Annotated in this window: 16 protein-coding genes; 15 read left to right on the top strand and 1 reads right to left on the bottom strand. The window is 34.5% G+C overall.

Features of this window, described 5'->3' with window-relative positions; all coding sequences use genetic code 11:
* The first annotated feature begins 401 nt into the window (after positions 1-401).
* The 6 genes from N456_RS17810 to N456_RS17785 all read left to right on the top strand — a co-directional run bounded on the left by N456_RS17810 (position 402) and on the right by N456_RS17785 (position 7,660).
* Positions 402-2,225 carry a type VI secretion system Vgr family protein gene (locus tag N456_RS17810; protein WP_062060137.1) on the top strand — a complete coding sequence of 608 codons (1,824 nt, stop codon included), beginning with the start codon at positions 402-404 and terminating at the stop codon, positions 2,223-2,225.
* Positions 2,226-2,239: 14 nt separating this feature from the next.
* A complete protein-coding gene (locus N456_RS23805) occupies positions 2,240-2,926 on the top strand; it encodes a PAAR domain-containing protein (RefSeq protein ID WP_082422583.1) in 687 nt (228 codons plus the stop codon).
* Positions 2,926-6,006: a toxin VasX gene (locus N456_RS17800; RefSeq protein WP_062060135.1), complete on the top strand. Its 3,081-nt coding sequence runs from the start codon at positions 2,926-2,928 to the stop codon at positions 6,004-6,006. The genes N456_RS23805 and N456_RS17800 overlap by 1 nt, the downstream gene beginning before the upstream one ends.
* Before the next feature lie 6 nt (positions 6,007-6,012).
* Positions 6,013-6,711, top strand: a complete 699-nt coding sequence (locus N456_RS24115) for a hypothetical protein (RefSeq protein ID WP_062060133.1) — start codon at positions 6,013-6,015, stop codon at positions 6,709-6,711.
* Between the two features lie 23 nt (positions 6,712-6,734).
* Positions 6,735-7,019: a hypothetical protein gene (locus tag N456_RS17790; protein ID WP_062060131.1), complete on the top strand. Its 285-nt coding sequence runs from the start codon at positions 6,735-6,737 to the stop codon at positions 7,017-7,019.
* 248 nt (positions 7,020-7,267) lie between these two features.
* Complete coding sequence (locus N456_RS17785) at positions 7,268-7,660, top strand: hypothetical protein (protein WP_062060129.1); 393 nt, start codon at positions 7,268-7,270, stop codon at positions 7,658-7,660.
* Positions 7,661-7,752: 92 nt separating this feature from the next.
* Here the strand turns inward: N456_RS17785 and N456_RS17780 are convergent, their stop codons facing one another.
* Positions 7,753-7,998: a site-specific integrase gene (locus N456_RS17780; RefSeq protein ID WP_062060125.1), complete on the bottom strand. Its 246-nt coding sequence runs from the start codon at positions 7,996-7,998 to the stop codon at positions 7,753-7,755.
* Between the two features lie 2 nt (positions 7,999-8,000).
* Between N456_RS17780 and N456_RS17775 the strand changes: the two genes are divergently transcribed.
* The 9 genes from N456_RS17775 to N456_RS17720 form a co-directional block, all read left to right on the top strand.
* The gene (locus N456_RS17775) at positions 8,001-8,186 is read left to right on the top strand and encodes a hypothetical protein (protein ID WP_062060123.1); all 186 of its coding nucleotides are present in this window, start codon (positions 8,001-8,003) and stop codon (positions 8,184-8,186) included.
* A gap of 19 nt (positions 8,187-8,205) precedes the next feature.
* A complete protein-coding gene (locus tag N456_RS17770) occupies positions 8,206-8,697 on the top strand; it encodes a helix-turn-helix domain-containing protein (RefSeq protein ID WP_062060121.1) in 492 nt (163 codons plus the stop codon).
* Positions 8,663-9,274 carry an IS630 family transposase gene (locus N456_RS17765; protein ID WP_062060119.1) on the top strand — a complete coding sequence of 204 codons (612 nt, stop codon included), beginning with the start codon at positions 8,663-8,665 and terminating at the stop codon, positions 9,272-9,274. Before N456_RS17770 ends, N456_RS17765 begins: the two co-directional genes overlap by 35 nt.
* 64 nt (positions 9,275-9,338) lie before the next feature.
* Complete coding sequence (locus tag N456_RS17760; protein WP_062060117.1) at positions 9,339-9,737, top strand: hypothetical protein; 399 nt, start codon at positions 9,339-9,341, stop codon at positions 9,735-9,737.
* A gap of 594 nt (positions 9,738-10,331) precedes the next feature.
* Positions 10,332-11,327 carry a hypothetical protein gene (locus N456_RS17745; protein ID WP_062060111.1) on the top strand — a complete coding sequence of 332 codons (996 nt, stop codon included), beginning with the start codon at positions 10,332-10,334 and terminating at the stop codon, positions 11,325-11,327.
* A gap of 4 nt (positions 11,328-11,331) precedes the next feature.
* Positions 11,332-12,348 (top strand): hypothetical protein, encoded by a 1,017-nt coding sequence (locus N456_RS17740; RefSeq protein ID WP_062060109.1) that lies wholly within the window; start codon positions 11,332-11,334, stop codon positions 12,346-12,348.
* A 101-nt stretch (positions 12,349-12,449) separates the two neighbouring features.
* Positions 12,450-13,331: a hypothetical protein gene (locus N456_RS17735; RefSeq protein ID WP_148639367.1), complete on the top strand. Its 882-nt coding sequence runs from the start codon at positions 12,450-12,452 to the stop codon at positions 13,329-13,331.
* Between the two features lie 301 nt (positions 13,332-13,632).
* Positions 13,633-14,019, top strand: a complete 387-nt coding sequence (locus N456_RS17730; RefSeq protein WP_062060106.1) for a hypothetical protein — start codon at positions 13,633-13,635, stop codon at positions 14,017-14,019.
* Between the two features lie 547 nt (positions 14,020-14,566).
* A partial coding sequence (locus N456_RS17720; protein ID WP_148639365.1) for a hypothetical protein occupies positions 14,567-15,078 on the top strand: 512 nt, incomplete at its 3' end.

Raw genomic sequence — 15,078 nt, 5'->3', positions numbered from 1 at the left:
AATTGGATGTAAGGGCTTGATTTTGATGAAAAATTCACTTGTCTTCGATACTATTTTCTATCGAAAATCACTCTGACTGACGTAAATTTTGTTATGTCAGACTCAGGTTAAAAATGATCAAAAGACAGGTGTAGGAATAATCGTAATAAAAAAAGGGGTTTCTTCCCCTGATCAACCCCTTGTATACCCTTATATATAAGAGTACATTTGGGTAACAGTATTTTAAAAAACTACGAACCAACAACCATAAAAAAGCAGTACTAATGCTACGGTTTTTACGCAGCAACTACTCCATAGGTATAGGGTATATTTGTTACTAATGATCCCCCCAAACCTTTACGGATTTAGTTGACTAAAACCTAAACATAATCGTAAGTCAGTAACTAAAAAAAACATAAAGGATGATACAAGAAATTAATGTTTACATCGGTGGTACACCGCTATTGGGGTACACCGCTTTTAATGGAACAATTATACAGCAGATAGGTAAGCACCACTTGTTTAGCATATCGTTTTCTTCATTTTTGGATAAGGACTTACAATCTGTACCCTTCCAAGATCATGAGAAATACCAGAATCAGGAGATTTCTATCTTCTCAGCAGATGGCGCATTACAATTTACAGGGATTATTCTTAGTGTACAGCATACTAAGAACGATGATGGCAATCATGGAGGGATGCTCTTTAGAGGAGCCAGCCCCACCATAGGATTACAAAAATCAACACAGTGCCAGAGCTTCGATACAGGTACTACCTTTAGAAACATTAGCAATCATATCCTACGGGAGTACTCCACACTACCCACTTACTACGGCTCAGAAACCGATAAACAACTAGGCTATACCGTACAATATAATGAGTCCGACTGGGATTTTATTACCCGTATGAGCAAGCGATATGGCATATTTACCTACTATGATGGCGAGCAATTAAATATTGGTAGAAATCCCACTAAGGTAGTAGAATGGTCTGGCACATTCGGGCAAGATATCAAAGAGTTTACTATCAATGACGATCTAGAGCAGCAGCTAGCCACACTACACTACCACGATCATATCACACAGCAGCCCCATACTGCTACTACCATACAATCCAATAGTAGTACCCCAGATCTATTAGCACCTACCGCCAATAGATCCGAAGCAGCATTTAGTAAACCAAGTACGTATTATTATACACACCTACAGGATGATTATTTTGCACAGCAACACCTAGATTACCTAACCAAAGTACATGCAGAGAGCCAAAAAGCCCGTATGATTACTGCTATCGGTAGGACTACGATACTGGGGCTAAAACCCTGCGACCACCTACAGGTAACAGGGCATCACTATAGTAATAGTGCTACCTCAGAGCATCCCTATGGTACTTATGAGCTGACTAAAGTAACCCACCATTTTAATAACACTGGCTATTACCATAATGAGATTGAGGGAATTGTAACAGGAGTAGAACACCCCCCATATAGTAATATTAATGCCGTACCTAAGATAGAAGCCATGTCTGCTATAGTAATCGATAATAGAGATACAGAGGGATTAAACCGAGTAAAACTACAATTCCCGTGGCAGCAACAAGCCCATACCACTACCGATTGGGTACGCTGTACCAATACCCATGCAGGAGCAGCACATGGCAGTTATATGGTAGCGGAGATCGGAGACGAGGTATTTTGTAATTTTTTAGGCGATAATCCAGAACGTCCATTGGTTATAGGATCGGCATATAATAAAACCGCCAAAAGCGAATTCTATACCCCAGATAATACGATCAAAGCGATACAAACCAAGAGTGGTAATACTATAATTTCTGATGATGAAACTGGTAGTATCACTGTACAGAACCAGAGTGGTAGTACTATTACCTTAGAACCCAATGGTAATATTAAGATCAGTGCCCCAGAGACACTAACCCTAGAAGCTAAGAATATACTACTACAAGCCATAGAGAATATACAAATCATATCCCAGCAAGACACCAGTATCACCACACAGGGCAATATCACTACCAATAGCACAGGTACACTATCGCTACACTCGCAGGGTAATACAAACATTAATAGCGATGCTAATATGAACCTACACGCACAATCGGACACCATTATAGAGGGGCAAAATATCCGTAGCCAAGCCCTATCCAATGCCGATATGATAGGACAGACCACCACCGTATCGGGCAGAACAACGGAGATTAAAGGAGCAAGTAACAAAATAGATATCACCTAATATTAGTAGAACCTATGACATCAAAACCCATCGCAGTAGTAGGCAGTATGCACAGCTGCCCAATGTATACGGGTAGCACCCCACATATAGGAGGTGCTATTATCACCTCTGCCGCACCAGGCGTAACCATTAATGGGCAAGCAATTGCTCTACAAGGAGATAGCTGTGCATGTGTCGGAGCAACAGATATGATTGTACAAGGCAGTAGCGGCGTTTTTATCAATGGTATCCCTATAGCAACGGTAGATTGCAAAACCGCACATGGAGGAGTAATCACCACAGGCATCCCAGGAGTAACCCTAACTACCACTAGCCCAGAAACAGTACTCACCCTACCCGAAGATCAGATACCCTTCCCCGAGAGTACCCTTATGAATCGTATACTCGGCACTACCAGAATAGCACAAGAAAACCAAGACCTATTACGACAACCAGAAGAAGGCACCCCCAGAGTCGTAAACCCTAGATGGATCAAAGAAGAACGACTTATTAGACAATCTAAGGTAATAAAACGAGTAACCCTACAGGCAGATACCTATACGATCCCCGATGGAGGTATTGCTACCATACGAGTAAAAAAACCAATACCCGATGCAGATGGATACCATACCATAGAAGAGCTATCGGGGCAGGTACAGGATAAGAAGGTAACCATCGTTTGGGAAACAGAAGAAGAACCTAATACAGCATCACTACAATAATGGCAGATGAACTAACATTTCAGCAGCGACAACGACAGGCATATAATGAGGTCGTAGGGCGTTATATTTTTGAAGTAGAATACCCTGGGGCACCCATCGTGCAGAGTAGAGAACTTACAGTAACCAAAGCAGGGATAAAACTCTATTTTCTGAGGCACGGGGCATTTGATAAAAATGCAACAGATAGCACTATAGATGTAGCAGCCTCAAAAAAAGAAGAAAAACCAAAACCTATTAAAGTAACCAAGGATGGTACAGAACCATTAGAAGAATTTGTAATAACACACTACCCAAACTATCCACAACTACATAACCATTATTATGCAGAGACCTCAATACGACAGGGGTATATCTATATCCTATTTGCAGAGGATGACAGTCTGTGGTTAGAGTACCAAGTAGTTATGGGGGGCGGTCTAAGACCCATCATCTGGGAGCAAGGCAGTACCATAGCAGGCAATGATGGATTCTATGATGTACGCCAGCCAGATAACACCATTATCGATAGTGGTATATCGGTAGCACAGTGCGATGTGGTATGGGTAGCATTCTCTGATGTACAGTGGTCAGTAGCTTATCATCAAAAGATGCGTAGCGATACCTCGGCAAGAGCTGCCAGAATGCAGCGTATAGAATGCACAGGATTGCAACCCAATGAAGAAATCCCTTGGGTAAAATCCTATGATCAGGTAGATGCCGTATTTACCGCAGAAGAGAGCATACAAGCACGATGGTTACACCACCGATTAGAGCAGGTGCAGTTAGAGGATACCGATCCAGAGCTAAAAGAGGATATGTTTATTATACTACAGGATCCCATAGGTATTGCAGAAGATATAGGCTATACACTAGAGCAAGAGTATCATAAACTAGATGCCATTATAGAATCGATACAAACAGGGCAAGATTACAAGGCAATTTATAACAGATTGCGATCAGGGCAACCATATAGAGCAGCACTATCGGTATATGAAAAACAGATAAATGCATTGTTCTCCTATAGCCTAACTGTATATCAAACCATTTATAACCATAATGAGGCAATAGAGAAACTAGGTAAAACAACAGACAAGAATAAATTATTACAAATTCTAGGAGTTGATCTACGCAAACAGCAAAGAGCATATATCATTAAGCTACGAGATGATTTTGGCATCTGCCAACAAAGCCAACTATACCAAAACCGACTTAATGATTATGTAGAAAATACTGCGGATGGCATTTTTAGAGGATATGAGCTACAGAAGCAACACCTTTCGCTACTGGCAATCCACCCACAATATAAGGATTACCAGTTTGATCTAAAACATCAGCATAACTATAATAAGGATCGATGGGCATCCTATTATAATCGAATCCTACAAGAAGATGAATCCTTAATCACCCCAAAACTCCTGATGGCTGGGGTAGAGTTTACAGATCTTAGTGATACAGGATTATCAGCCAATGAACATCTAAAAATAGAAACACGATTTGCTAAATCGCTTAAAGGGATATTGGATGCTTTTGCCAAATACGCCACAGATCAGTTTACCTATACTGCAACTCTTAAGTATCTAAAATCTTTTACGGTAAACGGGCAAAATGTTTTTCAGTTTAAAAAAGGAGATCTAGCCACTAATACCCCCAAGGGATTAGGACTTAATCTAAAGATGGTAACGACTATAAATACCAAAAAAGGAAGTGTATTTGCAACCATTGCCACCAATCAATCTAGGCAAGCCATAGAAGAAGCTGTAGTAAACAAAAAAATAACCCTAGAGCTAGAGCGTGTACCCTCTGAGATGGCAAAAAAAATAGAACGATTACTCGCCAGCACACAGTTTAGAGCTTTTATTGCAGGGTTAGAATTGCTAAATCTAGCTGTAAAATTAAAGGATTTATCAAATGAGTTTAATATTAAAAACTTGACTAATTCTTTTGGCGCACTTGCCAAAACCCTATCCGCAGCCAGAGCATATCAAGAAGCGATATTGATAAAAAGAGGAGCTGTTCCTGAAACTATTAATCTCTCTAATAGAACTATGTGGGGGAAAGGCTTAGGGGTAATAGGCTCTGGTATTACAGTAATAATGTGTATGGTAGATGCTGTAAAATCGTATAATGCTAAGGATTATGATGCCTCTATAGCATGGATCGCTACCTCTGCTATGGCAGCAGTAACGGTACTTAATAGCGGAATTTCTTTTTATAGTAGCTATATGGCAAAAGGAAAAACTGTAAAAAAACTACCCACATGGCAGGTGATTACTGCCAATGCTCTATTTTTTGCAGGGCTAGTGATTGCAATCTATTATACCGATACCCCCTTACAAAAATTCTTAAAAAATAATGCACTTAATAGCGATACCAAGCCAGAAGGGGTGCTGCCTACATACCCCCATGAGTATAGTAATATGATGTATGAACAACGCGATACCTTGGTAGAAAAAGGCTCTGAGCAATGGGCAGATTTTGATATTGCTGCTAAGGATCTGTATGATCTTATTATAGGATACCGTACAGATCTACAGATCATAGATAAAGACTACCCCTATGATCCTGAATATAAAGAGCGTACCGACTTTGGAAAATGGAAAGAAGAGCAGTTTAAAAAACTAGATGGTATAAAACATCTTAAAAGCTTTGCGGTACGAGTGACTTTGCGTAAGTTTATTTATAATACCAGTAGCTTAGAATGCGAGCTCTATTTTTTTCCAAAAGGATTAAGCAATACCATGGATAAAGAACGTATCGAGTGCCATACAATAACCCTAGACGAAGAACATCACCTAGATGTATTGGTACTTACCTATCGATTAACCACCAAACAATATCAAAAAATCAGTGCGCCACCCTATCAACAAGAAAGCTCTATGTTTATGCTAGTCAGTAGAGCCTTATTAGATGGAGAGCGACAAGAATATTGGCCTAGCCAGCGAGATCAGGATAGGTATCATGGATTTATCTTTAGAGCAGATGATCTAGATAAAGAAACTGTATTCGGGGCTTTAGAAGAAAGCATCAAACCAGTAACCGATATTTTTGGTACTAATATAAAGATTGGAACAAAATCAGAATTAATAGGAACAGTAAGCTAAATTATAATGAGTAAACTATCACATAAAATATATAAAAGCCCATCGCCTGTACGCCTTGAGGATATAGAAAAAAGAAAACACCCCGTATTATATGCCGATGCCAATTTTTCTGCTATCGATTATACCTTTAAGAAAAAAGTATATGCAGGCATCGGATTGTTCACTTTTATTTGTCTCGCTGGGGGGTATTTATTTCTACCTATTGAAGAAAAATTATCTGTTGGAGGATTTGCATTGATAATTCTAGGCGGCGGGGGCGGTTTATTTTTAATGATTTTTAATATAGTCCGAAAGACAGAGATACGACATTTTACCATGGATAGGCAAAATGGTTTGGTAGGCTTGCCTAAATGGAACAAAACCCCAGCACAGACATTTCCTTTTAATCAATTGATAGGAGAATATGTATTTACTACCAATGTAGATGCCGTAGCCTATGAGAACTTACATATATATAGAAACAATGCCTATGAGCCTCATAACTTATCAGATGGGGCTGCTTATGAAATATGGTCTTTAATAGTTTGGTATATGGATAAAAACCGTCCATTACCCCTAGGAGATGCTTTTGATGCCTACCGCCAGCAAGATTATGAGCGTCGTAAGGCAGAGGGGTTTCCTAAACCTTTATACCCTAGTACTATTGATACCCCAGAGGCTACCCTTGCTCAACAAAGAGAACGAAAAAAAATTGGAGGATGGTAAATCATAGCTAAAATTATAATACAATGACCAGTACATACATTATAGAAAAATTAATTAATCCTGATTTTAGATGTGTAATAAATCAAAATTTTAGATCATCAATATATAATGGTTTTTCCTTTAGGTTGGATTCAGAATACTACCATTTAATTAGTTTAGGAGGGATAAAAGAATGCATAGAAACTATTATAAAAAAAGTAGAAAATGATCCTAGATATATTCTACCTGTTGCGGTTCAAGTTTTTGACCAAAAGACAGGAAAACTAGTATGGCATGGCACAATAACCAAACAACTCGATAAGAGTTAGGAATTCAAAACATTATTTAATGGTATGTTTTTAATGCTTTTGGCAAGTTGATTTAAATTAAGATCAATTTTATAAAGTGATCGTTACTTAGCTTTATATGCAATCCTAAAAGCATATTAAATGATATACCCTAATTTATCTAAAAACACCTTGTAATACGTCTTAAACAGTCGTATTGGAGAATGGTAGCTTTTTTTTAGAGCTCTACTATTAACTATTTTTCACAAACAATTCAATAATAAATAATTATGGCATTTCGATTTTTTTCATCAAAATATATAACTGATTTTACAACAGAACTATCTAATAAACAATCAGTAATCATAGCTTTAGAAACCATAGAGAAATTAAAATGGTACGTTGATGCTTTTCATGATGAAAAATCTATTATTATCGCCTTTACTAGATTCTCTTGGCGATCATGGAGAGAAGAAATAATAATTACGATCAATAATGGTACTATTACTATAGAAAGTGAATGCATTGAAAGTCAACTAACAGATTTTGGAAAAAATAAAAAGAATGGTTCTCAATTTATTTCGACATTTAACACTATCAAAGAGGAACTGTCTATAGCTGATATAGAACATAAAATAACGGAGTTAGAGAATAATTTAAAAGCTGCAATTGAAATAGAGTAAAATAGTCGCTATAACTCATAATAAAGAGTTATAGCGACTATCCTTTTAGGTAAAATTTAAACTTTGGCATAGTTTATTGAACACTGCTAACTTTAGAAATCGAGAACATTATTTAAGGCTTTGTCTGTTTTACTATGGTCAAAATGACTTTGATACCCTATAGTTGTGCTTATATCAGAGTGCCTATACAACTTTTGTAACATCTGTACTGGTATTTTATCTCCAGCAATATTTCCAAAACTGTGACGGGAGATATGACAAGTAATTTTTTTGTCAATCATAGCTAATTCTGCAATATCTTTGGTACTAAAACACGAAGTGTCATATCTTTTAAACAATTATGAAAAATAAACTTCAGAAACCTTTTGTACAGACGCTTATATCTGCTTTTATTGCATTGGCTATTGCATTTATTGGCAATAATTATTATGTTCCAAAACAAATTGAAGAAAATTACAAGATAAACGTTCTTAATGAATTGTTTTTAGAAACATCTAATACTATTTCAACTTTGAATTCGAGATAATAATTCATTATCTTGTGGTATGCCAAAAAAGATAAACATAAATATAGTTGAGGATTTAGCGTACTTAAAAAAGTTGCATTCAGGCTGCTCTACAGAGTTAGTTAGGGATCGTTTAAAAATGCTTTTATGTATAAAGCAAGAAAAGTACGGATCCCGTAAGGATATAGCCATAAAATTGGGAAGACGCCCTACCACTATTGGTTTGTGGGTAGTGCTGTATCAAGAAAAAGGCTTGTCTGGTTTAGTAGAAGTGCAAAGCGGTGGCAATAACACAAAGATGATTACCCAAGAAGCTAAAGCTTTTATAGCCAATAAGGTTCTGGATCAACACACAACGATTACTTCTTATGTAGAGCTCCAAGCTATGTTAGCACAGGAATTGAATCAACAAGTAACTTATGCCGCTTTGTATGCTCATTGTAGGCGAAAACACAAAACCAAGCTAAAGGTTTCTAGAAAATCCCATTATAAGAAAGATGATAAAGCCGAAGAGGTTTTTAAAAAACCTTGAAAATTTATTTACTCAAATTAGAACTGGTCTAGATAAAAATAAATATGATACGGTCAACCTATATTTTCAGGATGAAAGCAGATTTGGATTGATTACCAAACAGAAAAGGGTTATTTCTGCCAGAGGCGTACAGCCTATAGGGAAATACAAGCACAGTTACCAATACAAATGGTTATGGGGAAGCTTTTCGCCAATCTCGGGAGAGTCTTTTTGCATGACAACCGATGGAGTTTGCAAAGAATTGTTCATAAAATATCTTGAAGATTTTGCTAAACATAAACCTAGGGAAGTCAAAATCCTGATCATTGACAATGCTGCTTTTCACTCCACAAAAAATGTAACCATACCTGAAAATATAATTCTACTACCTATCCCACCCTATAGCCCAGAATTAAATCCAGCAGAGAAAGTATGGCAATGGATGAAGGATAAAATGGCAATGAAAATATTTGACACATTAGAAGATTTGGAATATAAGATAGACCAACTCCTGGAAACTCTTGAAAATCAACTTATAAAATCAATAACTGCGTATCAGTTTTATATTCAAGCATATTATAACGCTTTTAAAGTCTAAATGGTATAAACTTCATTCCGAAGTAGAACTCTTCAATGAAAACACTTTAAGTAGAATTGGAATAATGAGAACAAACCTAGATTCTCTAAAAGCAATAATGAATGATCGAAAGAAAATTTATGAAGACATAAAGCGACTGGATTTTAGAGTAAGAAGTTACGGAACTCAACAACAAATATTCTTTCACGATGAGTACCTTCGTGACTTTTTGTTTGCATACAAATTAATCGAAGATAAAGAAACACAGTTGAAAAAGCTTAATTCCTCTAATTCTAATAACCTAGAAATTTTTGATTTATTTTTCCTATTGAGAGATGTGTACTTTCAAAAAATGAGAACACTCTCTGGAATTAATAATCAGATTTATAGATCACATCTTAAAATGCCACTAAATCAGAATTTAAAGAAACTAATGGAAGAAAGAAACAGGTTGGATTCTCTAATGTTTAAAAGTATACAATAAATAACTGAGGTGAAAAACAAGTAAAATTTCAATTATTTATTGCTAAAGTACTACTATCCTCCTAAAAGAGTTTGAATATATCTTAAATCGATATCATTTTTTAAAATATAAGTAACAAAACTATGTCTTAGGATATGCGGAATTACTCTCCTGTTTATCTTTTGACTTTTCTGCTGATTTGTTTCACAAGATACACTACTTCCTCTATATTTAGTTCTTTTTAATCCTTCAAACAGGTGTTTTTTGGCTTCCACTCCACATGACACATGACACAATTTTAATCAATTATTTATAAACAAACTTTNTAGCAGCAGAAGGAAATGTAGAGTTACACTCGGCAGCAGGAGTTACCCGTAGATTTGGTGTAGATGATAAAAGAGGACCCTATTTGGAAGATAAATTATTCTTTGATGGGATTAAAGGAAAATATAAACAAAAGCTTACTGTTGTTATTTTTAATGATGAAGAAATTATAGACACTAATCCAAAAAATGAAGAGAAAGATATTCCTGTATTTGGGCAAAAAACTATAAGTTTGGGTACTATGTATCTTTTTGAGATGTTTACTGCTAAAACAACATATTCTTAAACAAAATGAAATTAACAAGAACAATACTACTACTAATAATAGCGGCTATAACCATAGTGGCTTGCGGACAAGAGAATAAAAATAACAAAGCAAGTATGAAAAAAAGACCTATAGATAAGATTCTTGAATTACATAAACAAAAAATAAACTACACTTCTATGCCCCAATATTTTATAGAAGGGCATCAGAGTGGTTGTTATTATGAAATATATGTAAATGGCTTTTTAGTATTCAATCATTATAAAAATGTTGGTTTAGCAAATCATGCTATACCTATTAATAGTGTAATTCTAAAAAGCGGAACACAAAGAGTAACAGTTAAGCTATTTGCATTAGGAAAAATAGGTGATAAAGAATATCCTACGCTACAAAGTAATACCAGATTCCGTTTAAAAATCTTCAAAAGAGACAAAGCGACACCTTGGGAAGGTTTGGATTATGATGTAGTTAAAGAGTATTTTGCACCTACTACAACTGGTAAAGATACTGGTAGTTTTAAAAATGTTGGAGTTCCTATGTTTGAGGAAACATTTACATTCGAAGCTGAAGTTCCATATGAGCTAACTGGATGGAGTGAATCAGAAGATTTATCTAATGAGGAGGACTTAGAAAAACAAGTATTATTATTCTTCAAAAACTATAGTGAAATCATACAAAATATAGATGAAGAAAAGTGGGTAGAAATGGTTTTTCAATCAGAGAAGGAGCAAATTCATTCTACAGATTACTTTGGTAAAGAAGAAGTTGAAAAAAGGGTTAATGAATATAAAAACACTTTTGATAATGAAATATTAGAAGTTCAACCTTTAGATAAATATAAAATCATTTTGGGAGCAGAAGGAAGAGTGGTGTCATTAAAAAGTATTGAAAGAAAAGGAAAATCTGCTTTTTCATTTATTCAAAATATTGATTATAATGGAAGAAGAGTTAAATCTAGAAGTTCTAGATATTTATATCTCCACAAACCTAAAGGCAGTAATAAACTAGAGATTATAAGATAACGACATGAGGGTACAAATGTATATCTCGTATTGGACTACTTTTTTACTATCAGTTTTTGTTTTTTTTGGTTCTTGTGGACAGGAACATAAAAAAGACAAAACAAGTATGAAAAACCGACCAATAGAACAATTATATACTAATGTAGCCCCTCTTAATTATCCTTCTATGCCCCAATATTTTATAGAAGGGCATCAGAGTGGTTGTTATTATGAAATTTATGTAAATGGAATTTTAAGTTTTAAACACTACGAAAATGTTGGATTATCTAATCACGCAGTTCCTATAAATGACGTTATTTTAAAAAGTGGAACACAAAGAGTAACAGTGAAATTATTCCCTTTAGGAAGGATCGGTAATAAAGAATATAAAACACTTGAAGATAATACTCGTTTCCGTTTAAAAATATTTAAAAGAGACAAAGCGACACCTTGGGAAGGTTTGGATTATGATATAGTTAAAGAGTATTTTGCACCTACTACAACTGGTAAAGATACTGGTAGTTTTAAAAATGTTGGAGTTCCTATGTTTGAGGAAACATTTACATTCGAAGCAGAAGTACCTTATAAATTGACAGGATGGAGTGAATCTATAAATTTACAAGATATGGATGAGGATATATTAGAACAAGAAATATTAAATTTTTATCAAGAATATGATAAAATCATACAGAATCAAAACGAGAAGGGCTGGGTTGAAATGATACGAAACAAGGAAACTGAATACTTTAAGTCTGTTTACTATAATGATTCACAAAATGAAGAAGTGAAATTACGAATTGCCTACCATGCAAATCCATTTGATACAGAATTGGTTGAGAGTATACCTTTAGATAAATATGAAATTGTTTTTGGAGGAGATGGAAAAGTTGTTACTTTAAAGAGTACTGAAAGATTGGGGATGTCAGCATATTCTTTCGCTCAAAACAAAGATCGTAATGGTAAAAGGGCAAAAGCAAGAACTTCATACTATCTATTTCTCCACAAACCCAAGGGGAGTAATAAACTAGAGATTATAAGGTAATGGTAGCGAGGTTACAAATAGCCAAGTCTTATTATTGGGCTACTACTCTGTTGGTTTTTGTTTTTTATATTTCTTGCGCACAAGACCATAAAAAAAATAATATGAAAAGACCTATAGAACAATTATATAGTAATGTAGACTCTCTAGACTATACTACCATGCCACAATATTTTATAGAAGGCTATCAAAGCGGTTGCTTTTATGAGATTTACATCAATGGACTTTTAGTGTTTAGACATTATGAAAATGTAGGCTTAATGAATCATGCGACTCCGATTAATGATATGATTTTACAAAGTGGTCTTCAAGAAGTAACCGTCAAGCTATTTCCGCTAGGTAAAATAGATGATAAAGAATATACAACTATAGATGCTGATGATAGTTTTAGGCTTAAAATATTTAAGCGAGATAAAAAACAACCATATGAAGCAGGAGACTATGATATCGTAAAAGAATATTATGCCCCTCTTACCAATGGGTTACCCTATTATGAAGAAACATTTACCTTCGAAGCAGAAGTGCCGTATAACCTAAAAGGATGGAGCGAATCACAAATACTTACAGAACTAGATCAAAAAGAATTAGAAAAAGAAATTCTAGATTTTTATGATGAATATGCGGATGTTATATATAATCAAAATGAGGAAAAATGGGTAAGAATAGTTAAAAATAGGGAGCTAGAATATCTTATATCTGTTCATTATAACGATTCCAAAAACTCTGGAATCCAAAGTAGGATAGACCATTCTATTAATGTTTTTGACAGTAAATTTAAAGAGAAATATCCATTAGATAAATATGAGATTATATTTGGAGGGAATGGTAGAGTTGTAACTTTAAAGGGGCTTATAGAACGTGGAGAATCTGCTTATTACCATGCTATAGAGGAAGTAGAAGATGGGGAAAGTTATAAATATAAGTATTACACTTATCTATTTCTTCACAAACCCAAAGGCAGTAATAAACTAGAGATTATACGATAATGGTAATTTACCACCCAGAATCCGATTAATTCCCTTGGCTAAAGAAACGAAAAAAAGACTAATATATATTATGAACAACTAAAATTGACATTAGTCGAGATGGTGTTACATACACTTATATCTCATAATTGAGCTACTGCTATACTATCGATTTTTGGTTTTTGTGTTTAATAAAACACAGAATAGCATTAAAAATAGACCAATAGAACTTATATAGCATAGACTCTTTGTACTCCATATTTTCAATTTTTTCAAAATTAATCCCTAAGTATTTTTGTACAACAACTAAATAATAAATAATATGATATTCGGATTTCCACCAAAATATGTCAAAAACATTACAGTACCAGAACTATCAGATAAACAATTATTCATTATAGCTATAGAAACCATAGAAGAACTAAAATGGAATATTAATACTTTATCCGAAACAGGATGCGTTGCGATTACTAAATTCTCTCTGAGTTCCTGGAGTGAAGAAATAACAGTTAATATTAATAATGGCACTATATATCTAAAAAGTTCTTGTATTGAAAGTCAACTAATCGATTGGGGGAAAAACAAAAAAAACATCACTCGATTTATTTCAACATTTAATAAGATAAAAGAAGAATTATCTTTAGCTGAGATAGAAGCTAAAATCGTTAAGCTAGAAAATAGTCTTAAAGCAGCAGTCTCAATATATTAAGTTACACACTTAATCAGATAATGTTTACTATTCTTAAAACCAATAGAATGAAACCAACAACCATAAAAAATACTATAGACACGATTTTAACCCCTGATTTTAGGTGTTCACTTCATCATAACACTACAGGTTTCTTCTCTGGTTACCCTGTATATTCAGATATTAGTTATACTCCTTTAAAAATGAATCAACGTGTGTACGGGAATTCTGATGCCTGTATTCTTCAGGTCGGAAATATGATTGATATCCTAAAACTTAAAAAAACGTCTCTTTTAATTTTTGATCTTGATCATAAAATTATGTGTAATAAAGTCTTTACAGTACATAAAGAAGACTCAAAATGTACTGATCCTTATTTTTTTCCAGATTTTAGTTTTCATTTTTTAACAAATTCAGAGAGTAATGAGTTCTACTATTCTATCCCTACAGTACCAAGCAATGGCNTAATTTTTATTGTAATTTTATTATTATAAGCAATCCTACCCTAAGGCGATTCCGCTTTGCTTATTGAGGACAAAAAAAGTACTAATTAATACCTATTTACTACATGAAATACCTAAATGTATTGCATCGCCTATTCCATGAGGATATGGGATGGCTTACCACTTGTTACCTTCCTACTCCATTATACCTTGATTTTTTTAAAAAGAACTATCCTAAACTACACACTCATTTCTCTTTCGTATTTCCAAAAACAGAAGAAAAATCTCCGATCTCTATACACTATACAGAAATCCCGTTTTACAATTACAAAGTTGATACTCCAAAAAAAGGATATGTGAATATTCCTATAGACGAGAATATCCCTGAACTATTAGAATATGTAACAGAATTGGCAAGTTTCAATACCACAGCAATTGAAAGAGTTCATCTTAAAGAGGATGAGACCAAGCTATATGTAGAGCTTTTTTTGCAGGAATCTTTTGATAAGCTCTCCGACATACAGTTATGCTATTATTACTATCACCAGCAGATTGGAAGGATTCGAGATGTTATCAAACAGCACCTCTATTTTCTTTTTTTGGATGAAAATAAAAAAGAAAAATACCGTAGCTATAG

It is taken from the genome of Aquimarina longa SW024, from assembly GCF_001401755.1.
Classification (GTDB): domain Bacteria; phylum Bacteroidota; class Bacteroidia; order Flavobacteriales; family Flavobacteriaceae; genus Aquimarina; species Aquimarina longa.
The sequence above is the reverse complement of the archived record's forward strand: the minus strand, read 5'-3'. Positions and strand labels throughout refer to the sequence as shown.

Bases quoted from the DNA above. Each gene is read 5' to 3' on its own strand.
- N456_RS17810 (WP_062060137.1), top strand. From the start codon at position 402: ATGATACAAGAAATTAATGTTTACATCGGTGGTACACCGCTATTGGGG.
- N456_RS23805 (WP_082422583.1), top strand. From the start codon at position 2,240: ATGACATCAAAACCCATCGCAGTAGTAGGCAGTATGCACAGCTGCCCA.
- N456_RS17800 (WP_062060135.1), top strand. From the start codon at position 2,926: ATGGCAGATGAACTAACATTTCAGCAGCGACAACGACAGGCATATAAT.
- N456_RS24115 (WP_062060133.1), top strand. From the start codon at position 6,013: ATGAGTAAACTATCACATAAAATATATAAAAGCCCATCGCCTGTACGC.
- N456_RS17790 (WP_062060131.1), top strand. From the start codon at position 6,735: ATGACCAGTACATACATTATAGAAAAATTAATTAATCCTGATTTTAGA.
- N456_RS17785 (WP_062060129.1), top strand. From the start codon at position 7,268: ATGGCATTTCGATTTTTTTCATCAAAATATATAACTGATTTTACAACA.
- N456_RS17775 (WP_062060123.1), top strand. From the start codon at position 8,001: ATGAAAAATAAACTTCAGAAACCTTTTGTACAGACGCTTATATCTGCT.
- N456_RS17770 (WP_062060121.1), top strand. From the start codon at position 8,206: ATGCCAAAAAAGATAAACATAAATATAGTTGAGGATTTAGCGTACTTA.
- N456_RS17765 (WP_062060119.1), top strand. From the start codon at position 8,663: ATGATAAAGCCGAAGAGGTTTTTAAAAAACCTTGAAAATTTATTTACT.
- N456_RS17760 (WP_062060117.1), top strand. From the start codon at position 9,339: ATGAGAACAAACCTAGATTCTCTAAAAGCAATAATGAATGATCGAAAG.
- N456_RS17745 (WP_062060111.1), top strand. From the start codon at position 10,332: ATGAAATTAACAAGAACAATACTACTACTAATAATAGCGGCTATAACC.
- N456_RS17740 (WP_062060109.1), top strand. From the start codon at position 11,332: ATGAGGGTACAAATGTATATCTCGTATTGGACTACTTTTTTACTATCA.
- N456_RS17735 (WP_148639367.1), top strand. From the start codon at position 12,450: ATGAAAAGACCTATAGAACAATTATATAGTAATGTAGACTCTCTAGAC.
- N456_RS17730 (WP_062060106.1), top strand. From the start codon at position 13,633: ATGATATTCGGATTTCCACCAAAATATGTCAAAAACATTACAGTACCA.